Genomic DNA, 22,798 nt, shown 5'->3' with positions numbered 1-22,798 from the left:
GCGGCGTGCTTTTTTCTTGCACCTCTCTCCTACGGGACGCCCTTATTTTTTTCCCTTGGGCTACACTAGTGATCCTATGGGACTGTTCTCCATTTTCAAAAAAGGCAAAGCCGACGAAGTCGTCTCAGATGAGGACGATAGCGCTGCACGCCTGGCCGCGAACAGCGAACTGGAGCGCCAGCGCGCCCAGCAGTCGGATTTGCAGCGCGAGATCGCGCGCGCCACCGCCATGAAGATCGACGCCATTGAGGCGGCGATGGCGGCCGACATCTTCAATGAACCGGAACCGGTCTGGGCCCGCCGCCCACGCCCGCTGCAGCCGGCTGCCGCCAGCAACGACGGCGCCACGCTGCCCATGCTGGACCAGTACACCACCGAACTGCTGGGCGACGAGGACGTGCCGCTGGAAGCGGCCGCCGCCGAAAGCGCGCCCATCGTGGAAGAGATCGCCATCCTGTACTCGAACGGCCAGGCCGAAGTGGCCGAGCAGATGCTGCTGGGCAGCCTGCCGGACGCGGCGCAGGACCGCACCGTGTGGTGGATGCTGTTCGACCTGTACCAGGTGCTGGGCCGGCAGGAATCGTTCGAGAACATCTCGATCGACTACGCCAGCCAGTACGAAACCTCGCCGCCCTCCTGGGTGCCCCCGGCCGGCGCCGCCAGCGAAGCGCCGGTGGCCACCGGCTATTCCGGCGTGGCCCCGACCCTGGCCCTGGCCGGCATCCTGAACGCCGCGGCCGCACCGCAGCTGGAGCGCCTGGACAGCATGAACCAAAAGTTGCCGCTGCGCCTAGATTTCTCGCGCGTCAACGGCGTCGATCCGGAAGGCTGCGCCCTGCTGCTGGCCGCCCTCAAGAAAGTCCAGGGCGGCGAACGCGAACTGCTGGTGGTGGGCGCCACCGAGCTGGCCGACCAGGTGCGCGCCATCCTCACCATCGGCAAGCGCGACGACGGCGAAGCGCCCTGGCTGCTCTATCTTGAGCTGCTGCGCCTGCTCAACCGCGAAAAAGACTTCGAGGAATCCTCGATGGACTACTGCGTCACGTTCGAGGTGTCGCCGCCGCCCTTCGTCGCCCCGAGCAAGGTCGCCAACGCCCCGCGCCAGGCCACGGCCGGCGCCTCCGACCGCTTCATGCTGCCGGCCGTGATCGAAGGCGACGCCGGCAAGCTGCTGGCCGCCATTGACGAATACGCCGGCCAGTACCCGGTGCTGGTGTTCGACTGCAGCCGCCTGGCGCGCATGGAGTTCGGCGCCGCCAGCGCCCTGCAATCGAAGATTGCCGAGCTCTCCAACGGCGGCGAGCGCCGCATCGAGTTCCGCGACCTGAACCACCTGGTGGCGGCGCTGATGCGTTTACTGGGCTATGCTGATATAGCGCGGCTGTTCCCGCACAAGTACTGATTCGTCCCCATTTGGTCGGAAATATTGAATTTTGGGGCTCGCGCCCCAAAATGCCGCGTTAATTCCCATTCAAAGGCATTAACATATGGAACAATTTCACGGCACCACCATCCTGTGCGTGCGTCGCGGCAACGAGGTCGCGATTGGCGGCGATGGCCAGGTTACGCTTGGCAATATCGTCATGAAGGGCACCGCGCGCAAGGTGCGCAAGCTGTACCAGAACAAGGTGCTGTGCGGCTTTGCCGGCGGCACCGCCGATGCCTTTACCCTGCTCGACCGTTTTGAAGCGAAACTGGAAAAACACCAGGGCCACCTGCTGCGCGCCTCGGTTGAAATGGCCAAGGACTGGCGCACCGACCGCGTGCTGCGCCGCCTGGAGGCGATGCTGCTGGTGGCCGACAAGGAGGCCACCCTGGTGATCACCGGCAACGGCGACGTGCTGGAGCCGGAGGGCGGCATCGGCGCCATCGGCTCGGGCGGCAGCTATGCCCAGTCGGCCGCCCTGGCCCTGGCGCAGAACACCGACCTTTCCCCGGCCGAGATCGTGAAAAAGTCGCTGACCATCGCCGGCGAGCTGTGCATCTACACCAACCTGAACCACATCATCGAAACCCTGGACCCAGCATGAACATGACCCCTCAAGAAATCGTCGGCGAACTCGACAAGCATGTGGTCGGCCAGGGCAAGGCCAAGAAGGCCGTCGCCATCGCGCTGCGCAACCGCTGGCGCCGCCAGCAGGTGGAAGAGCCGCTGCGCCACGAGATCACCCCGAAAAACATCCTGATGATCGGCCCGACCGGCGTCGGCAAGACCGAGATCGCGCGCCGCCTGGCCAAGCTGGCCGACGCGCCTTTCATCAAGGTGGAAGCGACCAAGTTCACCGAAGTGGGCTACGTGGGGCGCGATGTCGATACCATCATCCGCGACCTGATCGAAATCGGCGTAAAGCAGACCCGCCAGAGCGAAATGGCCAAGGTGCGCGCGCGCGCCGAGGACGCGGCGGAAGACCGCGTGCTCGACATCCTGCTGCCGCCGCCGCGCGACTTCGGCTTCGCCGCCACCGGCACCGAGCCGCGCAGCGACGACACCACGCGCCAGACCTTCCGCAAGCGCCTGCGCCAGGGCGAGCTGGATGACAAGGAAATCGAGATCGAGCTGGCCGAGCAAAGCCCGACCATGGAAATCATGGCGCCGCCCGGCATGGAGGAAATGACGGAACAGATCAAGTCCATGTTCTCCGGCATGGGCGGCGGCCGCAAGAAGGCGCGCAAGATCAAGATCAAGGAAGCCATGAAGCTGCTGCTCGACGAGGAAGCGGCCAAGCTGGTGAACGAAGACGAGATGAAGAAGATCGCGCTGTCCAATGTGGAGCAGAACGGCATCGTCTTCCTCGATGAGGTGGACAAGATCGCCACCCGCTCGGAAGTGGGCGGCGCCGACGTCTCGCGCGCCGGCGTGCAGCGCGACCTGCTGCCGCTGGTGGAGGGCACCACCGTCAACACCAAGTACGGCATGGTGCGCACCGACCATATCCTGTTCATTGCGTCGGGCGCCTTCCACCTGGCCAAGCCGTCGGACCTGATCCCGGAGCTGCAGGGCCGCTTCCCGATCCGGGTCGAGCTGGAGTCGCTGTCGATTGCCGACTTCGAGCGCATCCTGACCAGCACCGATGCCTGCCTGACCAAGCAGTACGAGGCGCTGCTGGCCACCGAAGGCGTGCAGCTGGACTTTGCGCCGGATGGCATCAACCGTTTGGCGGAGATTGCCTACCAGGTCAACGAGCGCACCGAGAATATCGGCGCGCGCCGCTTGTACACCGTGATGGAGAAGCTGCTGGAGGAGATCTCCTATTCCGCCACCGAGAGCGGCGCGCAGCAGGTGGTGATCGATGCGGCGTATGTGAACCAGCGGCTGGATGCGCTGGCGGTCAACGAAGATTTGTCGCGCTACGTACTGTAATGGCAAACAAGGCACTGGCCACGCGGCAGAAGATGCGGATCCGCGTCGAGCCGTCGCAAAACTTTGGCAAGCCGCGCAATCCGATTGCGGCACTGGCCAAGGCGCGCGCGGCCGGGCCGCATGATAAGAGCCGGACTACGGCGGAGCGGCAGGCTGGCAAGCAGCTGATTGAAAAGAAGCTGCGTGGGGATGAGGACGATAACCGGTAAACCAAGGTCTGACCCGCAGGGTCAGACCCTGTCAGTTCGGCGGCCGATGGTTCCGGTTGTGCGCTGTTGATCTTCGCTGAACGTCAAAGACCTCAACCCGCACCACCAACCGTTGCTTAGACAGGGTCAGACACTTGTGTCTGACCCTGGTGTGCCGGGTTTCTACCAAACCGGCCCCAGGAACAAATACAGCGTCTGCTCCCCCTCGCGCGTCGCGCCCGCCCCCAGGAACAGCGGCCCAAACCTGGTCTCCACCGACAAGAACGCACTCCCGGCCTGCTTCAAAGCCCGTCCCGTCGCATCCGACGCGCGGTCGAATCCGCCGCCCGCCTCCAGCGAGAAGCCGGCCCGCATGGTCCCGCCGAAAGCACTCGGCAGCGAAGCAATGCGGCGCGCCAGCACCACCCGCCCCAGCATCAGGGTCGGGTCCTGGATCGAATTGGTCGGCGTCCCCGACAAGCGCAGGAAACCGCCCAGCGCCACCGGCGACGCCCCCGCCTGCGCCTTGGCCCACTCCAGCGACACATGTCCCGCCCAGTTATCGACCCGGAACGCCTGCAGCACCGTCGCGCTCCAATTGGAAGCCGCCGTGCCCACGCCCTGCCCGCTGCCCGGCGTGCGCTGGCGCCCGATGGTCAATAGCGTCCCGCGCGTCGGGAACGCCAGCGAATCGAGCGTATCGACGCGGAAGCGCGCAAAGGTGGTGCTGTCGTACTTGCGCGCCACCTCCGCCGTCGGGTCCTGCGGTATCACCGGCCGCACCGAGTAGGCCTGGCGCGACACGCCGAAGGAGAGCTCGCCCCAGTTGCCAAACTGGCGCCCCAGCGCCAGCGACGCGCTGCGCGCGCTGTACGACACGCGCGCCATGCGCTGCTGCTTGACGAAGATATCGCCCGCAATCTTGCCGATCTGCGCCGACGGCATGAAGAACCACTTGCCGCCCGCACCCAGCGGCTGCCACCACTGCACGCCCAGGCCGCGCTCATTACCGAGCCGACCTTCGGTGCGGATCTCGCCGCCCCAGCTGTTCAGCGCCGAGCGCACATGCATCACCTTGATCGCGAAATCGTTCGAGTCGCGGAAATCGCTGGTCAGCTCCAGGCCCACGCGCATGCGGCTGCGCGCCCATTCCGCCTCGGTGGCGCGGATGGTGACGGTGCGCTCGCCATCCAGGTCGTCGATATCCGTTTCCACGCGCGCCATATCGCCGCGCCCGTAGAGTGCCACCGCCGCCTGCCGCACCTGCTCGCGCGTGGTGGGCTGGCCGGGTTCCAGGCCGGACTGGCTGATCAGCACTTCCGGGTTCACGTCGCGCGTGCCCTGCACCTGCACTTTCGCCAGCTTGACCGCGCGGTCGGTATCGGCCGGCGTGGCCAGGCGCAGGCTCTCCCGGCTGACGTACTCGCGCTCCGGCAGCGCCAGCGCGGCCAGGCGCGGCTGCAGTTCGCGCGCGGCGGCTTCGCCGGCTTTCATGGCCTTGTCCCAGGTGGAGAAGTCGAGGAAGCTGACGCCATCGAGCTTGGGCGCGATCAGGATGTCGTCCTTGCGCAATTCGCTCAGGGAGCGCTGCACGTTTTGCTCGGTCAGGATCTGCAGCATCTGGTTGGCGACGCCCAGCGCGCTGCCCAGTTCTTTTTCCGGCGCCAGGGTGGTGCCGACATTGACCGCGATGACGATGTCGGCGCCCATGGCGCGCGCCATGTCGACCGGCAGGTTGCGCACCAGGCCGCCATCCACCACCAGGTGGTCCTTGATGCGCACCGGCGCGAACACGCCCGGCACCGCGAGCGAGGCGCGCATGGTCTGGAATAGGGGGGTGTTGTCGAGCACCACCAGCTCGCCGGTCAGCAGGTCGGAGGCGACCGAGCGGAACGGCAGCGGGAGCTGGCTGACCGGCAGGTCGCGCGTGCCGGGCGGCAGCAGGCGTTGCAGGGCCATTTCCAGGGCGGCGTTGCCGGCTGCGCCGGGCGGGCCTTGCACGCCTTTCAGGGTAATGCCGAATTCGATGCGCGATGGCAGAAGGATGTCTTCGTCGCGGCGGCGGAAGTGCAGCTCGTCGCGCGCCGGGCGGTCGGCCACCACGCTGTCCCAGTCGGTGGTGGCGGCCATCTTTTCGAGGTCTTTGAGCGACGCGCCGGCGGCCCAGGCGCCGCCGATGACGCTGCCCATCGAGGTGCCGACTACCAGGTCGATCGGGATGCGCATTTCCTGCAGGGCACGCAGGACGCCGACGTGGGCGAAACCGCGCGCGCCGCCGCCGCTTAATACCAGGGCGACTTTGGGGCGGGCTGAACCCGGTACTGCAGGGTCAGACCCAAGGGTCGGACCCTCGGGTCCGACCCCGGTTTGCCGGGGTTCGGCGGCGCCGGCAAAGCCCGCGCAAAGGACCAAGGCTAGCGCCAGCCCCTTCATCGCGTCTGCGGCGCCCCGCCCGTCGGTTGCGCCGAGGTGGTCGGCGGCTGGGCCGGCGCCATCTGCACCGGCGGCGGCGCCGGCACCATCTGCTGCGGCGGAGGCGGCGGCATCGGCACGGGTTGCGGCTGCTCCATCGGCGGCGGCATCGCCAGCGATGCGCTACCGCCGGCATCCGCCATCAGCTCCAGGCGCTTCTGCACCCCACCCTCCAGCAGGATCACATGGCGCGCCTGCACCTCCTTCACGCTCACGCCGGGCGCCACTTCCGCACCGACCGGGAAGGCCTTGGCCGGCTGCGCATCGGCCGAAATAATCGCCACGCTGCCGCGCCCGCGCGTATCGGCCACCACGCCGCGCAGCTGGAAATTGCTGACCGCAGCCACCGCCGTATTCCCGCCGAACAGCCCGCGCGCCGCATCCAGGCTCGCTTCCGGCGCCTGCGCCATGGGCACCGCAGCGATCGGGCGCTGCTTCGGCTTAAACAGCTGCATGCCCCAGTAGGCCAGCGAGGCGGACAACAGCGCCACCGCGGCCACACTGCTAATCAAAGGCAAACGTTTCAATTCAATTCTCCAGTATCAGCGCACCAGCTGGTTGATTTCGATAATCGGCATCAGCACGGCCAGCACGATCAGCAGCACCACCACGCCCATCGCCAGGATCAGCATCGGCTCCAGCAGGCCGGCAATGGTCAGCGTGCGGCGCTCCAGGTCCGCTTCCTGCGCGCTGGCGGCGCGGTCCAGCATGGCGGGCAATTCACCCGTGATTTCGCCGGCGCGGATCATGTGGATCAGCATCGGCGGGAAGTGTTTTTGCGCCGACAGCGAGCGCGCCAGGCTGGCGCCCTCGCGCACCGAGTCGCTGGCCTGCTCGACCAGCTGGCGCATGGCCACATTCGACAGCGTATCGCGGCTGGTTTCCAGCGCGCGCAGGATCGGCACCCCGGAGCCGGTGGTGATGGCCAGTGTGCTGGCGAAGCGCGAGGTGTTCAGGCTGCGCTCGAACTTGCCGTACAGCGGCGCCGTCAGCAGCCAGGTATGCCAGCGCAGCTTGACGTCCGGGTTCTGCAGCATCTTGCGCACTACTACGCCGGCCGCCACCGCAATGCCCAGCATGGCGAAGCCGTAGTTGCGCACAAAGTCGGAGATGGCCAGCATGATCACGGTCAGCAGCGGCAGCTTTTGCTTGGTGTTGGCGAACACCGACACGATCTGCGGCACCACATAGGTGAGCAGGAAGATCACGATCAGGAAGGCCACCACGGTGACGATGGCCGGGTAGGTGAAGGCCAGCTTGACCTTCTGCACCAGGGCGTTGCGCCGCTCGATGTAGTCGGCCAGGCGCGACAGGACGCGCGACAGCTGGCCGATCTGCTCGCCCGACGCCACCAGGGCGCGGTAGATTTCCTGGAAGTCGCGCGGGTGGCGCGACAGCGCGTCCGACATCGAGGCGCCGCCCATCACTTCCGAGCGGATCGAGGCCACCAGGTCGCGCACATAGGGACGCTCGGCCTGCTCCAGCAAAGCGGTGAAAGCCTGCTCCAGCGGCAGGCCGGCTTCCAGCAGGCTGGCTAGCTGGCGCGTGAACAGCGCCAGCTCGTTGGTGCTCAGCTTTTCGCCGAAGCCGCGGCGCGCGGTGGCGCCGCTGGCGTCCACCTGGGCCGAGATGGCGTCCACCTTGATCGGCACCAGGCCCTGCGAGCGCAGGTCGGCACGCGCGGAACGGGCGCTGTCGGCATTGACCACGCCCTTCTTGCTGGCGCCCGCCGCATCCACGGCCTCATAACGGAAAGCCGGCATCGCTTAGTCCTTCGCCACGCGCAGCAATTCGGCCTGCGTGGTGACGCCCTGCTGCAGCCAGCGCTCGCCGTCTTCGCGCATGGTGCTCATGCCGTGCTTTTGCGCCGCCGCGCGGATCTCCGCTTCCGAGCTGCGGTCGTGGATCTGGGCGCGGATGCTGTCGTCCGTCTGCAGCAGCTCGTAGATGCCGACGCGGCCCTGGTAGCCGGTGTGGCCGCAATGTTCGCAGCCGACCGCCTTCCATTGCGCGCCGTCGAAGCTCTTGCAGCTCGGGCACAGCTTGCGCACCAGGCGCTGCGCCAGCACGCCCAGCAGGGAGGACGACAGCAGGAACGGTTCAATACCCATGTCCAGCAAACGGGTCACGGCGGCGGCGGCGTCGTTGGTGTGCAGGGTCGCCAGCACCAGGTGGCCGGTGAGCGATGCCTGCACCGCGATCTGCGCCGTTTCCAGGTCGCGGATCTCGCCGATCATGATCACGTCCGGGTCCTGGCGCAGGATGGCGCGCAGGGCCTTGGCGAAGGTCATGTCGATGCGCGCGTTGACCTGGGTCTGGCCCACGCCGTGCAGGTCGTATTCGACCGGGTCTTCCACCGTCATGATGTTGGTGGAGGTGTTGTTCAGCATGGACAGCGCGGCGTACAGGGTGGTGGTCTTGCCCGAACCGGTCGGCCCGGTGACCAGCACGATGCCGTGCGGCTGGTTGATCAGGCTATTGAACTGCCCCATCATCTTTTCGCTCATGCCCAGGTGCGACAGGTCGAGCCGGCCCGCTTCCTTGTCCAGCAGGCGCAGCACGGCGCGTTCGCCGTGGCCGGTCGGCAGGGTCGAGACGCGCACGTCGACCGGCTTGCCGCCCACGCGCAGCGTGATGCGGCCGTCCTGCGGCAGGCGCTTCTCGGCGATGTCCAGCTGCGCCATGATCTTGATACGCGAAATCAGCGAGCCGTGGATCGCCTTGCGCGGGCGCACCACATCGCGCAGCGCGCCGTCGACGCGGAAGCGCACCACCGAGGTTTGCTCGAACGGTTCGATATGGATGTCGGATGCGCCGTCGCGCAGCGCCTGCGTCAGCAGCGCGTTGATCATGCGGATCACCGGCGCGTCATCCGACGACTCCAGCAAATCCTCGATGGCCGGCACATCCTGCAGCAGCTTGGTGAGGTCCAGGTCGGCATCGAATTCCTCCGCCACCTGCGACGCATCGCCGGAAGCGCTGGCATAGGCCGTGGCGATGGCCGCTTCCAGGTCGGCGCGCGACAGGTGTTTCAGGTTGATGCGGCCGAAGCGGCGCGACACTTCCGCAATGGCGGAAGCCGGCGTCGCATTCGACATCATCACATCGACCGCGTGCTCGGCTTCGCTGCTGGGCTGGGCCAGCACCAGGAAGTCGCGCGCAAAGGCGTAAGGCAGGAGGTTGCTCATTGCTCGCTTTTACTGTTGCTGTTTCTGTTCAGGCACGGACGGCGCGGCCGGCGCGATCGGTTTGGCCAGTTGGCCGCTGCCGACTGGTTTGCCGTCCTGCAGTTCCGGCAGCATGGCAGCGCCCAGGCTCTGCACCGTGATGCTCGGTTCAGGCATGGCCGCCTGCTGGGTGGCCCGCATGTAGTCGTAGCGGTCGGCGGTCAGGTTCATGCCCTGCTCACGGTTGCGCACCACCACCGGGCGCAGGAACACCATCAGGTTGGTCTTCTTGCGTTCGCGTTTCTGGTACTTGAACAGGTGGCCGATCAGCGGCAGGTCGCCCAGGCCGGGTACCTTGTCGACGCCGTCGTTGGCATCGTCCTGGATCAAGCCGCCCAGCACCAGCACCTGGCCGTCGTCGGCGATGATATTGGTTTCGATGACGCGGTTCTTCAGGATCAGGCCGGCGGTATTGGTGACGTCGTCGATACTCGAACTTTCGTTGTAGATCGCCAGCTTGATGGTGCCGCCTTCCGAAATCTGCGGCCGCACTTTCAGGGTGATGCCGATGTCCTTGCGGTCCACGGTCTGGAACGGGTTGTTGTTGGTGCCCGAGGTCGTGGTGAACGAACCGGTCACGATCGGCACGTTCTGGCCGACCTTGATGGTGGCCACTTCGTTGTCCAGCGTGAGCATGTTCGGCGTCGACAGGATATTGCTGTCGCCGTCGGTGCCCAGCGCGTGCGCCACGGCGCCCAGGCCCAGTTTGCCGTTCGCCAGCTGCTTGAAGATGCCCAGCGTCAGGCCGCCGCTCGGCGGCTGCGCGCCAGACTTGCCATCGATCAGGGCAGCCAGGTTGACCATGCTGCTGTTGCCGGCCCGGGTATAGGTGGTGCCGCCGCCGACGCGGTAAGTACTGCCGTCGTTGCCGCTCAGGCCAGCCCACTGCACGCCGAATTCGGACAGCTTGTTGGCATTGATCTCGACGATCATGGATTCGATATAGACCTGGGCGCGGCGCACGTCCAGCTGGTCGATCACGGTGCGCAGGTTGCGGTAGACCGCTTCCGGCGCGGTGATGATCAGGGTGTTGGTGGTGGCGTCGGCCTGGATGAAGCCGGCCTGGCCGCCGCCGCCTGATGTCGTCCCGCCGCTGCGGTTGCCGCTGCCGCTCAGGGCCGGATTGCTCGGGCCGCCGCTCTGGTTGCCGCCCTGGCTCGTCTGGCCCATGCCGGACTGGTTTATCTGGCCGGTGCCGCTATTGCCGCCGCCCAGCGATGCCAGGCCGCCCGCCTGGCCGCCGGCGGCGCTGGTGTCGCCGGACACCACGGCGCGCAGGGTTTCCGCCAGCTTGGTCGCTTCCGCGTTCTTCAGGTAGACCACGTGCACATTGCCGGCCTGCGCGGTCGGCTGGTCCAGCTTGGCGATCAGCGACTTGGCCAGGTTGGCGCGCGCCGCCGACGGCGCGCGCACCACCAGCGAATTGGTGCGCGGGTCCGGCACCAGGTTGACGCGGCCGGAATCGCCGCCGGCGCCCGGTTCCAGCAGCTTGTTGATCATGGCCGCCAGGTCGCTGGCGATGGCGTAGCGCACCGGGATCACGTCCAGGTCGGCCGCCGACGGCGCGTCCAGCGAGGCGATGATCTTGGCCAGGCGCTTCAGGTTGTCGGCGTAGTCGGTGATGACCAGGGTGTTGTTGCCCGGGTTGGCGTTGATGGTGTTGTTGGGCGTGATCAGGGGCCGCAGCACCGTCACCAGGTTGGCCGAGTTCTCGTGGTTCAGGTGGAAGATCTGGGTCACCACCTGGTCGCCTTGCGGGCTCTTGGTGCCGCCCACCACGGTCGGCGAGGCCTGCAGCTTGGCTTCCGCTTCCGGCACCACTTTGGCGTAGCCGTCGCCGCTGACGATGGCATAGCCTTGCAGGCGCAGCGCGGAGGCCAGCAGCGAGAAGGCCTGCGACTTGGTGATCGATTTTTCCGACACCAGGCTGATGGTGCCCTTGACGCGCGGGTCGATCAGGAAGGTGATGTTGGTGTAGTGCCCGACCGCCTTGATGACCGATTCGATATCGGCGCCGACAAAGTTGAGCGCGGCTTCGTCATTGGGCTGGGCCCAGGCCGTGACGGGGGCCGCGGCGGGCGCCAGCGCACAGCACAGCATCGCGGCGGCGCTCAGGCGGCGCAGCGCCGGGAAGGATTTTGGGCTTGCAGTATGTTTTTTCATTATCGGAACTCTAGTGCAATGACGTTTTTAACGCTGTTCGGCTTGCGCTGGCCCAGCATGTTCAATAGGCCGACCAGCTGGTCTTCGTATCCTGTTGCGGCTTCCGCCTGGCCGGAGAACTGCAAGCGGCCATGCTCGAATTTCCCGGCACCGCTTAACAGCAGCGGGCCGCGTTGCGAACTCAGTGCCAGCGCGGCTTGCTGCCCCTGCCAGTCGAAGGCCAGTTGGTAGCTGCCCAGCGGTTTCAATGGCGACAGGCGCGACGCCATGTCCTGCATTTCCAGCGTGGTGCGGCCGCGCAGCGCCACCGCCTGGCCCGCGCGCTCGATCTGCAGCGAGGTCCAGGACAACTTCATGCGGCCGCTTGGCGCCAGCGTGTTGAGCGGCGCGCCCAGTCCGGCAAGTCCGTCGGCCGGCAGCATCAATGCCGCCGGACTGACTTCCCAGCTGCTCCAGCCGCCGCGCAGCGACACCGGCTGCGTCAGCGCGTCCGGGTTCTGCAATTCCATGTCGACGCTGCCGAACACCACCAGCGGCGACAGGCGCCAGCTGAAACGGCCCGGCAGCAGCGGGGTGACCGCGCCATCCTTGCTGGCGGCGCCGCCGATAAAGGCGGAGCCGCGCCACAGCGTACCTTGCGCATCGCCCAGGGTCAAACGGCCGCCGCTCTGCGCTTCGACCAGTTGACCCATCCAGCTCGCAGGCAGGAAGGCCAGCACGGTCAGGCCCGCGCTGAGGGCAATCGCCAGCAGCCACAATACCGCTCGCTTCATCGGGCAACCGTTTCCTGGCGCAGGGTCAGGTTGGCGTCCACCTGGCCGGCCGGGCCTTGCTGCGTCACCTGCCCTTCCTGCACGGCGACGCGCTGCTCGCGGCGCATGGTGTCGAGCCAGCCCACCAGGGCGGCAAACTGCACGCCCTTGAATTCCACTTTAATGTAGTCGCCGGTGACGGCAAGGTTTTGCGGCGTCAGGCCGTTCGCTTGCAGCGTGGCCGCCACACCGTCCTTGGCGAGGGGCTGCGGCTGCACCGGCGGGTTGGCCGCCAATTGCGCCGCCTCGCCGGCCAGGGCCTGCAGTTCCGCCACTTGCTGGTTCAGTCTCGGCAGCTCCTGTTGCAGCTTGTCGCGGCCTGTCAGCGCCGGGTCGATCAAGATGCCGTAGACCAGGCCGAAGGCGACCACGGCGCCGCCGATCGACAGCATGCGCTGCTCCTGCTCGGTGCGCACGCTCCACCATGCCGCGGCACGGGCGCGGTAGCCGTTGAGGGTGTCGTTCAGGCTCGCCATTACTTGCCTCCCGCTTTCACCAGCCACACGCCGGGACCGCTCTCGCTGGCGGACAGCTTGCGCTGCGCCAGGGCCGCCTGCATCTGCGCCAGCGCATTGGCGTCGACGCTGCCCGGCTTGAATTTGACGGTCATGCTGCGGTCCTTGTAATCGACGCCGGCTACCACTTCGCGGTTGGGCAGCACGGCCAGCGCTTCGCCCAGGGCGGCGCTTATATTGGTGAAATCATCGGCATTGCCGCCGCCGCTGCCGGCGCGCGCAACGGCGATATTGCGGCGCATCTGCGCCGCCGGGTCGTCCGTCACCGGCTGGTTCGGGTAGGCGGCGCGGAATACCTGCACCATGTTCTGGCGCACGGTAGCAGCTTCGCGTTTCAGGCGCATGAATTCCCAGTTCAGGCCGACGATATTGACCACGACCACGGCCACGGCGATGCGATACGGCCATTTCCAGCGCGCCCAGGCGCGGGCGGTGGCGCCGCTGGCGGCGCCCAGGCTGGCCGCCAGGTCGAGCGTCACGGCCTTGGCGGCGGCGACGCGGTGTATCCAGTTGTCTTCTTCCAGGGTGATGCCCGCCACATTGGCCGCGGCGGCGGCATACTCGGCGCGCTGCGCCGGCGCCACGTACAGCGTGACCGGCGCGTCGCCGGCCAGCGCGCGCAGGGTGTGCAGCGCCGGCTCGGGGGCGTTCGGCAGGGTCAGGCCGAGACCCTCGTAGGGGGCGCTGCGCAGGGTCAGTTCCAGGCCGGCGTCGTCCAGGCCCAGCGCGGCGGAAGCGCTGCCCGGCGCCAGCGGCAGGCACAATTGCACCGGCAGCGCGGATACGCCTTGCGCGCCTTGCGCCACCAGGGCTTTCACCAGCACTTCCAGCCAGGCGCGGTTGGCCACGGCCACCACGCGCTCGTCGCTGTCGCCGTTGGCGGGAGGCGCCAGCGCCAGCACGCAGTCGGCGGGGTCGCCCAGCACCTGCTCTTCCACCAGGTGCGGCAGCGCCGATTTCAGCCTGGCGCCCGACAGCGGCGGGACTTTGACCTTCAGCAGCGAGACATCGGCGGCGGCCAGCAGCAGCACCACGCGGCGCGCGCCGGACACCAGTTCGCCCAGGTTGCCCAGGGCGCCGGCGCCCTGCTGCATCACATTGCCGCCGTCGCCCACCAGGGCGAACTGGCAGCTGGCCGGCACGCCGCTGTCGGCGGCTGCGGCGCGGGCCGGATACCGAATGTAGAGTGTTGTCAAAGCTTGCCTTCCCTATTCCCTAATTTCCCTTAGATTTCCCGGATCCAGACGATCTGCGTGCCGTTTTGCGCGCGGTGCACCAGCGACCAGGACATCAGCTCCGCCCGGTCCAGCTTGACCCGGCTCAGCACCAGGAAGTAGTCGCTGCGCGTGTCCACCTCGACATCCGGCTGCAGGGTCTTGCCCAGCGACGTCATTTGCGCCTCGAACGCCTGCTTGTTCATATACGGCGTGCGCTTGCGCGCCGCGAGCAGCGCCTGCCCTTCCGCCGTCGCCATGCCCGGCGCCAGTGCCCCCAGCAATTCGGCCGGGGCGGTGTTCACATTGATCGGGGTCTGCGCCTGCGGCAGCACGACCACGAATTCCCGCAGTTTCTCGATGGCCTTCTGGTCGAAGCCGGCCACCGACAGCAGGTCCTCCGGGCGCAGCATTTTCATCGGTTGCCCATTGCCGGCCTGCACCGGCAGCACGTTCGGCTGGGGCGGGCCGGATTGCGCCAGCAGGCCGGCGCCTTCGCTGCGCGCGACCTGGGTCGCCACCACCTGCGCCAGCGCTGGATTGAGCTGCAGGTTCTGCAGCAGGCGCGTGAAGACCGCCAACTGGGCGCGGTTGATGCCGCCGGCCCCGCCCACGATGGCAAGATTCGCAAGATTGTAGCGCGACTGCGCGTCGTAAGTCTGTCCTGAAATTGAAGCGTCGAAGGTTTCGCCCTCGATCCGTTCGCGCTCCACGAACTGGTCCAGCCGGGTTTCCGCCAGCGGGGTGGCCCAGATACCGTCGGCGCGCGTGACCATGCGGTTGTCCATCAGGTCCTGGCGCAGGATAAGCCGCACCAGATCAAGGCCGCCGCGCAGAATCCAGCGCGTCTGGAAGTGCAGGCGCTGGTTTTCCATCGAGCGTACCTGCACCTGCTGCTGCCAGAACAAGCTGGCCACGATGGAAACGGCCAGGGTGGTCAGGAGTAGCGCGGTAACAACAGCCACGCCGCGCTGGCGCGCCGGGAAGCGTGGTTTCATACGGCCCCCAGCAGGAATACTTTGGTCAGGGGCACGGACTGGCCTCGGATCAGGAGCGTCATTTCCAGGCCGGTCGGGCCTTCGGTCGGGGCCCGCACCGCTCCAGAGGTGCCGGTGCCGCCGGGGCCGCCGCCTCCGATGCCGCCGCTGCCCGGGCCGCCCACAACGGCGCCATCCGCACCCTCCCCGCCCGCGCCACCGGCGCCGCCAGGCGTAACGTCGCTGAACGCGGTCGACGAATTGCCAGCCGCTTTCCAGCTGCCGCTCTCCCATACGCGCACGTCCATGCTGGTCACGCCGCTCTGCAGCGCCACCGCGCCCTGCGGGCTGGCATCACCCAGGGCGGCCTGCCACAAGGCTTGCAGCTGCACCAGGTCGCGCGTCAGGCGCGACTCGCGCCGCACCAGCACGCCCTCGTGAATCAGGTAGCTCACCACTTGCAACTGCGACGCCGCATTCTCCGCCAGCACGGTGCGGATGAAGACCAGGCGGCCGCTGTCGGCCATGATATTCGGGCGCTGGCGCAGCAGGCCCTTGTCGGCGATCTGTTCCAGGTCGCTTTGCATCTGGGCGAAGGTGAGCTGGATGCCGCGCGTCTGCTCCATATTCTGCGTCAGCTGCTCGCGCGAGCGCACGATGCCGTCCAGCCCGCGCCAGCCCATCACGGCGACGATCGCCAGCACGGTGATCGCCACCAGCAGTTCCACCAGGGTAAAGCCGCGCGCGTTCTTCATTCTTGCAGCACCAGTTGCACCAGCTTGATGATGCGCCGCTGCGGCGCGCTGGCTTCGAATACGCTCACCTCGACCCGGCGCATGCGCGGGTTGGGCGAGGCGATCACTTCTTCTTCGCAAATGAAATTGAGGTCGGCCTGCGGGCACTCGAAGGTGGTCTTGCCGGTCGCCGGCCAGCCCTTGGCCAGGCGCACCTGCACCAGGCGGTTCTCGGCCGACCAGGTGGCCATCATGGCACTGCGCAGGCCTTCGCTGTTCTGGGTCAGGCTGCCCATGGCGCGCAGGGCGGCGCCCAGCGCGGTGCCGACGATCAGCAGCGCCACCAGCACTTCCAGCAAGGTAAAGCCTCGTTGCCGCATTCTTCAGTCCACCGTGAAATGGCCGACGCCGTCGGCGCGGATGGTGGCCCGCGCGTCGCCGCTGGCCAGGGTCAGGACAAAGGGACGGTCCACCGGCTCGCGCCCGAAAACAATGCGCATGCTGCCCGGCACATTGGGCGGCGGGTCGAGCAACAGGGTCACCGGCCCGGCCTGGAAGGGACGCTCGCGCAGCAGGTCGTCCTGCGGCAGGGTTTCCCAGCTGCGTTCGTTGCGCACCAGGAAGCGATAGCTGTCCGGCCCCGCCTCGAAAGCAATGGGCCGGTTGCGCACGATGGCTTCATCGCGCGCCAGCTGCAGCAGCAGGGCGATGCGCGCCGCCTCCTTCTGCATGGCCTGCGCCTGGGTCGGCGCGGCGCTCATCACGGTCAGGCCGAGCGTGAGGCCGATGATGACCAGCACCACCAGCAGCTCGATCAGCGTGAAACCGCGCGCCTTAGATTTCCCAGGAGCCGATATCAGCATCGTCGCCGGTACCGCCTGGCTGGCCGTCGGCGCCATAGGAGAACACATCGATTTCACCCTTCACGCCCGGGGACAGGAACTGGTACGGGTTGCCCCATGGGTCCTTCGGCATTTTTTCCAGGTACGGCGCCTTCCAGCCGTTGGCGGCCGGGCCGGCGGTCGGCTTGGTCATCAGCGCTTGCAGGCCCTGCTCGGTGGTCGGGTAGCGCTGGTTGTCCAGCTTATACATCTTCAGCGCCTGCATCACGGTCGAAATCTCGACTTTGGCGGCGGCCGTCTTGGACTGGCCAACGCGGTCCAGCACCTTAGGCAGCACCAGGGCCGCCAGCACGCCCATGATGACCACCACCACCATGATTTCGATCAGGGTAAAACCGCCCGATCGGAGCTTGCTTGGTTTTCGGCTTGGTTTTTGCATAAGATTCACGAAAAATTAAACTGGCAGTATAAGTGATTCAATCGTGCTTGCGGCCAATCGCGCCAATCTGGCGCAACATGCCCTCGTTGGAGCCGGCGATATTAGCCGGCACCGCCTCCAGCGGCTTCACCAGCGGCACCTGCTCGACGAAAGGCTTGATGCCGAGCGCCTGGTCCACCTCTTTAGGATAGATGATGTGGCCGCGCGTGATCACGGCGGCCACCTTGCGCAGGTCCTCGATGTTCTTGGTCGGGTCGCCGTCCACCAGCACCAGATCTGCCAGCTTGCCGGTTTCAATGCTGCCGCGGTCGGCGCTGGTGCGGGTATAGCGCGCGCCGTTGCGGGTCGCCACCTGGATCGCCTCGGCCGGGGTCAGGCCGGCCTTGACCAGCAGCGCCAGTTCGGAATGCAGGGTGAAGCCGGCCAGGTCGTCGGTGCCGGCCACGATCGGCACGCCGGCCTTGTGCAGGGTGCCGACGAACTGCACCATCTTGGCGTAGGACTTCTCGTAGCGCGCCTGGGTGGCGGCGTCCGCAATCTTCATGGTGCCGACGTGGAAGCCGCGCGCCACGTCCGGCGGCATATTGTCCTTGACGGCGGCCCATGGCTCGTTGACATCGCCGTCCTTCTGCTTGAGGAAGGCGAAGGTGGCCAGGGTCGGGTCGACCACGATCTGCTTTTTCTTGAGGGTGGCGACAAAGTCCTTCACCGCCTTGGAATTGAAGTCCAGGCCCGCCACCTTCTCTGCCGGCAGGTAGAAGCGCTCCAGGCTGCGCGTTTCCACGCCCGGCTTGAACAGGAAGTTCAGCATCACCTGGTTGATGTGCTGCAGCTCGTCGTAGCCGGCGTCCAGCGCTTCCTGCGCGCGCAGGCCGGCCGGCACGTGGCCCGACACGCGCATGCCGCGCAGGTGGGCGTAGGCCACGGTCTCCTTCAGGATCTCTTTCGGGAAGGAGTTGTAGATCTTCAGCTGCGGGTAGCCGTGCCCGGCGTACCAGTCGATGGCGCGCTTGGACTGCTCCAGCGTCTTGACCACGAAGCCGCCGTTGGACGAGTACTGGCTTTCGCCTTCCAGGAAGCCGGTCGGCACGATCTGCGGCGCCAGCAGCTTGCCGCCGGCGGTCTCGTCGATCATCATTTGCAGCTGGGCGTTGTCGTTGCCCAGGTCGCGCAGCGTGGTCACGCCGGCCGCCACGTGCAGCGCGCCTTCCCAGCGGCCCAGGTGGGCGTGCATATCGTACAGGCCGGGCAGCATGATGCGGCCGGCGGCGTCGATCTCGTTGACCGCGCCGCGCACCGGCGCGCCGGCCGGCAGGATGGCGGAAATGCGGCCGCGCAGCACGTACACGTCGGACGGCGCGCCCACGCTGCCCTTGTTGCTGTCGAAGATGCGCGCATTCTTCACCACGGTCAGGCCTTGCAGCGGGTGCTGCAGCTTGGCGGCCAGGTCGTTCAGCATCTGCGCTTCGGCCTTCTTCTGGCGCTCGGCCAGCGCCTTGCCGTTGCCCTGCCAGCCGTCGACGGCGGCCACGAACACGCCCGGCACCACCACCGCGAACAGTTCCGGCTGGGCGCCCTTGGTGGCCCACATGAACTGCGGGCTCAGGCCGATGCCGGTCTGCGCGATCAGCTCGACGGATTGCTTTTTGCCGCCCGGGCCGCTCACTTCCATCTCGTCCAGCACCTTGTGGGTCAGGGTGCCGCTCGGCAGCAGCGGCAGGCTGCGGCCCGGCGCGGCGGCCAGGGCCGAGATGGCGCGCGAGGCGACTTCGAAGCTGCTGTTGAGCGGCACGTAGAGGGCCGGGCCGCGCACCTCCCTGGCGCCTTTTTCCGTGGTGGAGACCCAGGACGCCTGGCCGCCGTTGCGCTCGAATTTTTCATCGACCACCGCGCCGAAGGTCGAGTTGCCCTTGACGTGGTAGGCGGTCATGGTGCGGTCGGCGCCCAGGCGGAACTCTTCCGTCAGTTCCGGGCCGCGGCCGTTGTCCTTGTAAATGAAGCGCACCTTGGTCAGGCCGTCGTCGTGGTTCTCCACCACTTGCTCGCCCATCTGCTTGCCGTTGTTCTCGGAAATGATGACGTAACGCGTGGTCTGGGTCACGGCGGCTTGGGCAAACGCGCTGGCAATGGCCAGCGCCAGGACGGCGGAAACGCGCTTCATTGATGGATCTCCTCGTTATGAATGTGATGTCCCGCAGACGGGACAGGCCTCGTTGCGGGTGATGCTAATGCTGTTCCACTCCATGCGCAATCCGTCCAGCAGCAGCAGGCGGCCGGCCAGCGATTCGCCCACGCCCATCAGCAGCTTGAGCGCCTCGGCCGCCTGCATGGCGCCGACCACCCCCACCAGCGGCGCGAACACGCCCATGGTGGAGCAGGCCACGTCCTCGAACGGCTGGTCTTGCGGGAACAGGCAGGAGTAGCAAGGGCCGGGGGCGCGACCCTCGGCGCGGCGCGGATCGAACACGGATACCTGGCCGTCGAAACGGATCACGGCGCCGGAGACCAGCGGCACGCCGTGCGCCACGCAGGCGCGGTTGACGGCATGGCGCGTCCTGAAATTGTCGGTGCAGTCCAGCACCACGTCGTGCTGCGCCACCAGGGTGGCCAGGCGCGCGTCGTCCATCCGTTCCACCAGCGCGTTGACATGGCATTCGGGATTGATGGCGTTCAGGGTGGTGCGCGCCGACTCGGCCTTGGGCTGGCCCACGCGCTCGGTGGTGTGGGCGATCTGGCGCTGCAGGTTGGTCAGGTCGACGCTGTCGTGGTCGACGATGGTGAGGTGGCCGATGCCGGCCGACGCCAGGTAGAGCGCGGCCGGCGAACCCAGGCCGCCGGCGCCGATCACCAGCGCCCTGCCCTGCAAGAGGGCTTGCTGGCCTTCGATGCCGATTTCATCGAGCAGGATGTGGCGCGAGTAGCGCAGCAGCTGCTGGTCGTTCATTTATTTGGCGGCCAGCTCGGGCTTGGCGGTCTGCACCGGCAGCCCTTTGAAGTGGCGCAGCGCCTGTGCCAGCTGGAAGTCGTCCTTGCTGCCGAATTCCACCGGTTTCTGCTTTTTCGCCGCCGCCAGCAGGCGCTGTTCCTCTTCCAGCTCGTCGCGGCGGATGCGGCCCGGCGCGTCCTCCTCGCCGGCGCCGTTGGCCAGGTGCTTCTGCAGGTCGGCCTCGCGCAGGCGCAGGGCGTTGAGCGGGTCGCCCTCCGCCGTTTCATCCACCAGCACGTCGGGCGCGATGCCCTTGGCCTGGATGGCGCGGCCGTGCGGCGTGAAGTAGCGCGCCGTGGTCAGCTTGACGGCCGAATCGGCCGTGATCTGGCGCAGCGTCTGCACCGAACCCTTGCCGAACGTCTGGCTGCCCATGACGATGGCGCGCTTGTAGTCCTGCAGCGCGCCGGCTACGATTTCGGAGGCGGAGGCGGAGCCGCCGTTCACCAGCACCACCATCGGCACGGTCTTGAAGGCAGCCGGCAGCTTGGCCAGCGGGTCGGCGCCGCTGCGGTTGGCGTAATTTGGCGCCGAGGCGTGGAAGGCGTGCTTGGAATCGGCCAATTGGCCGTCGGTGGACACCACCAGCGCGTCCTTCGGCAGGAACGCCGCCGAGACACCGACCGCGCCCTGCACCACGCCGCCCGGATCGTTGCGCAGGTCCAGCACCAGGCCTTTCAGGTTCGGCTCCTTGGCATGCAGGGCGGTCAGCTTCTTCGCCATGTCCTCCACGGTCGGCTCCTGGAACTGTGAGATGCGCAGCCAGGCGTAGCCCGGCTCCACCATCTTCAGTTTCACGCTCTGCACGCGAATTTCTTCGCGCACGATGGGAATCAGCAGCGGCTTGTCTTCGCTCTTGCGCGACACCGTCAGCACCACTTTGGAGCGCGGCTCGCCGCGCATTTTCTTGATCGCCTCGTCCAGCGACAGGCCTTTCAGCGGCTGGCTGTCGAGGCGGGTGATCAGGTCGCCGGCCTTGATGCCGGCGCGCCAGGCGGGCGAATCCTCGATCGGCGCCACCACCTTGATATAGCCGTCCTCCATGCCGACCTCGATGCCGATGCCGACAAACTTGCCGTGGATCGACTCGCGCATCTCCTTGAAGGCGGTCTTATCGAGGTAGACGGAATGGGGATCGAGCGAGGAGACCATGCCGGCGATGGCGTCCTGCAGCAGCTTTTTGTCGTCCACCTGCTCGACGTAGTCGGACTTGATCAGGCTGAAAACCTCGGACAGGGTGCGCAATTCATCCAGCGGCAAGGGGGTGCCGGCTCTTTGCGCCAGGGCGGAAAACTGCATCGAGACGGCGATGCCGGCCACCATACCAAGGCCAACCAGGCCCAGACTCTTTGTTTTGTTGCCCATTGATTGCTTTCCGCCGCTAGAACTTGACCCACCCGGCCGGATCTATCGGCTTGCCCTGGTGGCGCATTTCAAAGTATAAACCCGATTCTTCGTAGCCGCCGGTATTTCCGACGGTGGCGATCACCTCGCCCGCCTTGACCACATCGCCCGCGCGCTTCAGCAGCGCCTCGTTGTAGCCGTAGCCGCTCCAATACTGGCCGCCATGGTCGACGATGATGAAGTTGCCGTAGCCGCGCAGCCAGTTGGCATGCACCACGCGGCCCGCCGCCACGGCGCGCACTTCGGCGCCGCCGCCGGCCTTCACCACCATGCCTTTCCAGGCCACGCCGTCCGCATTCTTGCTGCCGAAGCGCTTTTCCACCTTGCCGGCCACCGGCAGCGGCAGCAGACCCTTGAGCTTGGCGAACACGCCGTCCGGCACCACCGGCGCCAGCGCCACTTCGGACGGGCGCGGCGATTTTTCGTCGCGCACCTCGCCACCCTGGGCCGGCTCCGGCTTGGCGGCCACCTTCGGCTCCTCCTCCACCGGCAGTGGCTTGGGCGCCGGCTTGCCGGCTTTTTTCGCTTCCTGCGCCAGGCGCTCGCGCTCGGCCTGCGCCTTGGCGCGGGCCAGGGCACGCGCTTCGGCGTCGGCTTTGGCCTTGGCGGCGCGTTCCGCGGCCAGCTTTTCCTGGCGCGCTTTTTCGGCGGCGGCGATGCGCGCCTGCTCCTCAATCAGTTTGTTCAGGCGGTCCACCAGGTTGTCCAGGCGCTGGGCATCCTGCTCCATGCGGCCCGCTTCCTTGCGCTGGGTGACCAGTTTTTTCGACAGCGTGGCCAGGGTGGCGGCGCGGCGCCCCTTCTCCTGTTCCAGCTTGATTTTCTGCTGGCGCTCTTCCTCGGCGATTTCGTCCAGCTCCTGCTTGGCGTTCTGCGCCGCGGCCTGGTTGTCCTCGACCTTTTTCAGGTTGGCGCGCAAGGACTCCAGCAGGCGCGCCTGCGACTGCGACACATAGGCCATCAGTTGCAGTTCGCGGTTGATGCGGTTGGGATTGTCGCCGGACAGCAGCAGCTTGATGCGGTCTTCGTTGCCGGCCACGTATTGCTCGCGCAGCAGCTTGGCCAGCTGCTGCTTCTGCGCCGCCACGGTGGCGGACAGGCGCAGCTGCTCGGCGGCCAGTTCGCCCACCTTGCCGTTCAACTGGCTTTGCTCGGCCGCCAGTTCGCGCAAGGTGCGGTTGGCGTCGGAAATGGCTTCCTCCGACTCGGCCAGGGTGTCGGCCGCGTCCTCCTTGGCGCTCTCGGTCTTGCCGATTTCAGCCTTCAGGTTGGCCAGCTTGCGCGCCAGCGCCGCGCGTTCCGTCTCGGCAGCGGCTTTTTGCTTGCTGCGTTCGGTCGGCTTGGGCGCGGCGTGCGCCGCCGGCACGCCGTAGACGGTGCCCAGCGCCAGCAGCAAGGCCAGCGCCGAAGACGACACAGCGCGCCGCGCGCGCGCGCGGCGGGTCGGAGCTACTGCCATGGGGG

The 22,798-nt window shown here is 67.0% G+C and carries 21 protein-coding genes; 4 read left to right on the top strand and 17 right to left on the bottom strand.

Annotated features, from left to right (window positions below; translation table 11 throughout):
• Positions 1-76 precede the first annotated feature (76 nt).
• From GTP41_RS18855 to GTP41_RS18840, 4 genes are all read left to right on the top strand, one after another.
• Positions 77-1,402 (top strand): STAS domain-containing protein, encoded by a 1,326-nt coding sequence (locus GTP41_RS18855; RefSeq protein ID WP_161027126.1) that lies wholly within the window; start codon positions 77-79, stop codon positions 1,400-1,402.
• An 85-nt stretch (positions 1,403-1,487) separates the two neighbouring features.
• Complete coding sequence (gene hslV, locus GTP41_RS18850) at positions 1,488-2,030, top strand: ATP-dependent protease subunit HslV (RefSeq protein WP_161027125.1); 543 nt, start codon at positions 1,488-1,490, stop codon at positions 2,028-2,030.
• Complete coding sequence (gene hslU / locus GTP41_RS18845; RefSeq protein WP_161027124.1) at positions 2,027-3,361, top strand: ATP-dependent protease ATPase subunit HslU; 1,335 nt, start codon at positions 2,027-2,029, stop codon at positions 3,359-3,361. The genes hslV and hslU overlap by 4 nt, the downstream gene beginning before the upstream one ends.
• Positions 3,361-3,570 carry a hypothetical protein gene (locus tag GTP41_RS18840; protein WP_161027123.1) on the top strand — a complete coding sequence of 70 codons (210 nt, stop codon included), beginning with the start codon at positions 3,361-3,363 and terminating at the stop codon, positions 3,568-3,570. Before hslU ends, GTP41_RS18840 begins: the two co-directional genes overlap by 1 nt.
• A 162-nt stretch (positions 3,571-3,732) precedes the next feature.
• Here GTP41_RS18840 and GTP41_RS18835 read toward each other — a convergent pair whose 3' ends face one another.
• The 17 genes from GTP41_RS18835 to GTP41_RS18755 are packed head-to-tail and all read right to left on the bottom strand — an operon-like array spanning position 3,733 to position 22,793.
• The gene (locus tag GTP41_RS18835) at positions 3,733-5,961 is read right to left on the bottom strand and encodes a patatin-like phospholipase family protein (protein WP_229502963.1); all 2,229 of its coding nucleotides are present in this window, start codon (positions 5,959-5,961) and stop codon (positions 3,733-3,735) included.
• Positions 5,962-5,978: 17 nt separating this feature from the next.
• Positions 5,979-6,548, bottom strand: a complete 570-nt coding sequence (locus tag GTP41_RS18830; RefSeq protein WP_161027121.1) for a type II secretion system protein N — start codon at positions 6,546-6,548, stop codon at positions 5,979-5,981.
• A gap of 15 nt (positions 6,549-6,563) precedes the next feature.
• Positions 6,564-7,784, bottom strand: coding sequence for a type II secretion system inner membrane protein GspF (gspF, locus tag GTP41_RS18825; protein WP_161027120.1), 1,221 nt, complete (start codon positions 7,782-7,784; stop codon positions 6,564-6,566).
• Between the two features lie 3 nt (positions 7,785-7,787).
• On the bottom strand, positions 7,788-9,209 hold the full coding sequence (gene gspE, locus GTP41_RS18820) for a type II secretion system ATPase GspE (RefSeq protein WP_161027119.1): 1,422 nt from the start codon (positions 9,207-9,209) through the stop codon (positions 7,788-7,790).
• A gap of 9 nt (positions 9,210-9,218) precedes the next feature.
• Positions 9,219-11,411 (bottom strand): type II secretion system secretin GspD, encoded by a 2,193-nt coding sequence (gene gspD, locus GTP41_RS18815; RefSeq protein ID WP_161027118.1) that lies wholly within the window; start codon positions 11,409-11,411, stop codon positions 9,219-9,221.
• Complete coding sequence (gspN, locus tag GTP41_RS18810; protein WP_161027117.1) at positions 11,411-12,184, bottom strand: type II secretion system protein N; 774 nt, start codon at positions 12,182-12,184, stop codon at positions 11,411-11,413. Before gspN ends, gspD begins: the two co-directional genes overlap by 1 nt.
• Positions 12,181-12,699, bottom strand: coding sequence for a type II secretion system protein M (locus GTP41_RS18805; protein ID WP_161027116.1), 519 nt, complete (start codon positions 12,697-12,699; stop codon positions 12,181-12,183). The genes gspN and GTP41_RS18805 overlap by 4 nt, the downstream gene beginning before the upstream one ends.
• Entirely contained in the window at positions 12,699-13,934 is a 1,236-nt protein-coding gene (gspL, locus tag GTP41_RS18800; protein ID WP_161027115.1) for a type II secretion system protein GspL, read from the bottom strand. The genes GTP41_RS18805 and gspL overlap by 1 nt, the downstream gene beginning before the upstream one ends.
• Before the next feature lie 29 nt (positions 13,935-13,963).
• Positions 13,964-14,950, bottom strand: coding sequence for a type II secretion system minor pseudopilin GspK (gspK, locus tag GTP41_RS18795; protein ID WP_161027114.1), 987 nt, complete (start codon positions 14,948-14,950; stop codon positions 13,964-13,966).
• A complete protein-coding gene (locus GTP41_RS18790) occupies positions 14,947-15,684 on the bottom strand; it encodes a PulJ/GspJ family protein (RefSeq protein ID WP_161027113.1) in 738 nt (245 codons plus the stop codon). The genes gspK and GTP41_RS18790 overlap by 4 nt, the downstream gene beginning before the upstream one ends.
• Positions 15,681-16,043, bottom strand: a complete 363-nt coding sequence (gspI, locus tag GTP41_RS18785; RefSeq protein ID WP_161027112.1) for a type II secretion system minor pseudopilin GspI — start codon at positions 16,041-16,043, stop codon at positions 15,681-15,683. Before gspI ends, GTP41_RS18790 begins: the two co-directional genes overlap by 4 nt.
• A gap of 3 nt (positions 16,044-16,046) precedes the next feature.
• A complete protein-coding gene (gene gspH / locus GTP41_RS18780) occupies positions 16,047-16,526 on the bottom strand; it encodes a type II secretion system minor pseudopilin GspH (RefSeq protein ID WP_161027111.1) in 480 nt (159 codons plus the stop codon).
• Positions 16,498-16,944, bottom strand: a complete 447-nt coding sequence (gspG, locus tag GTP41_RS18775; protein WP_161027110.1) for a type II secretion system major pseudopilin GspG — start codon at positions 16,942-16,944, stop codon at positions 16,498-16,500. Before gspG ends, gspH begins: the two co-directional genes overlap by 29 nt.
• A gap of 37 nt (positions 16,945-16,981) precedes the next feature.
• Positions 16,982-19,105 carry an amidohydrolase family protein gene (locus GTP41_RS18770; protein WP_161027109.1) on the bottom strand — a complete coding sequence of 708 codons (2,124 nt, stop codon included), beginning with the start codon at positions 19,103-19,105 and terminating at the stop codon, positions 16,982-16,984.
• Between the two features lie 15 nt (positions 19,106-19,120).
• A complete protein-coding gene (locus GTP41_RS18765) occupies positions 19,121-19,888 on the bottom strand; it encodes a HesA/MoeB/ThiF family protein (protein WP_161027108.1) in 768 nt (255 codons plus the stop codon).
• Positions 19,889-21,295, bottom strand: coding sequence for a S41 family peptidase (locus tag GTP41_RS18760; RefSeq protein ID WP_161027107.1), 1,407 nt, complete (start codon positions 21,293-21,295; stop codon positions 19,889-19,891).
• 16 nt (positions 21,296-21,311) lie between these two features.
• A complete protein-coding gene (locus GTP41_RS18755; RefSeq protein WP_161027106.1) occupies positions 21,312-22,793 on the bottom strand; it encodes a murein hydrolase activator EnvC family protein in 1,482 nt (493 codons plus the stop codon).
• Positions 22,794-22,798: the final 5 nt, after the last annotated feature.

The organism is Pseudoduganella guangdongensis (assembly GCF_009857475.1).
Taxonomy (GTDB): Bacteria; Pseudomonadota; Gammaproteobacteria; order Burkholderiales; family Burkholderiaceae_D; genus Rugamonas; species Rugamonas guangdongensis.
Note: the sequence above shows the minus strand (reverse complement) of the source record. Positions and strands in the feature narration are given on the sequence as shown.

Bases quoted from the DNA above. Each gene is read 5' to 3' on its own strand.
- GTP41_RS18840 (WP_161027123.1), top strand. From the start codon at position 3,361: ATGGCAAACAAGGCACTGGCCACGCGGCAGAAGATGCGGATCCGCGTC.
- gspG (WP_161027110.1), bottom strand. From the start codon at position 16,944: ATGCAAAAACCAAGCCGAAAACCAAGCAAGCTCCGATCGGGCGGTTTT.
- GTP41_RS18760 (WP_161027107.1), bottom strand. From the start codon at position 21,295: ATGGGCAACAAAACAAAGAGTCTGGGCCTGGTTGGCCTTGGTATGGTG.
- hslV (WP_161027125.1), top strand. From the start codon at position 1,488: ATGGAACAATTTCACGGCACCACCATCCTGTGCGTGCGTCGCGGCAAC.
- GTP41_RS18770 (WP_161027109.1), bottom strand. From the start codon at position 19,105: ATGAAGCGCGTTTCCGCCGTCCTGGCGCTGGCCATTGCCAGCGCGTTT.
- gspD (WP_161027118.1), bottom strand. From the start codon at position 11,411: ATGAAAAAACATACTGCAAGCCCAAAATCCTTCCCGGCGCTGCGCCGC.
- GTP41_RS18790 (WP_161027113.1), bottom strand. From the start codon at position 15,684: ATGAAGAACGCGCGCGGCTTTACCCTGGTGGAACTGCTGGTGGCGATC.
- gspK (WP_161027114.1), bottom strand. From the start codon at position 14,950: ATGAAACCACGCTTCCCGGCGCGCCAGCGCGGCGTGGCTGTTGTTACC.
- GTP41_RS18855 (WP_161027126.1), top strand. From the start codon at position 77: ATGGGACTGTTCTCCATTTTCAAAAAAGGCAAAGCCGACGAAGTCGTC.
- GTP41_RS18805 (WP_161027116.1), bottom strand. From the start codon at position 12,699: ATGGCGAGCCTGAACGACACCCTCAACGGCTACCGCGCCCGTGCCGCG.
- gspN (WP_161027117.1), bottom strand. From the start codon at position 12,184: ATGAAGCGAGCGGTATTGTGGCTGCTGGCGATTGCCCTCAGCGCGGGC.
- GTP41_RS18765 (WP_161027108.1), bottom strand. From the start codon at position 19,888: ATGAACGACCAGCAGCTGCTGCGCTACTCGCGCCACATCCTGCTCGAT.
- gspH (WP_161027111.1), bottom strand. From the start codon at position 16,526: ATGCTGATATCGGCTCCTGGGAAATCTAAGGCGCGCGGTTTCACGCTG.
- gspE (WP_161027119.1), bottom strand. From the start codon at position 9,209: ATGAGCAACCTCCTGCCTTACGCCTTTGCGCGCGACTTCCTGGTGCTG.
- gspI (WP_161027112.1), bottom strand. From the start codon at position 16,043: ATGCGGCAACGAGGCTTTACCTTGCTGGAAGTGCTGGTGGCGCTGCTG.
- GTP41_RS18755 (WP_161027106.1), bottom strand. From the start codon at position 22,793: ATGGCAGTAGCTCCGACCCGCCGCGCGCGCGCGCGGCGCGCTGTGTCG.
- gspF (WP_161027120.1), bottom strand. From the start codon at position 7,784: ATGCCGGCTTTCCGTTATGAGGCCGTGGATGCGGCGGGCGCCAGCAAG.
- hslU (WP_161027124.1), top strand. From the start codon at position 2,027: ATGAACATGACCCCTCAAGAAATCGTCGGCGAACTCGACAAGCATGTG.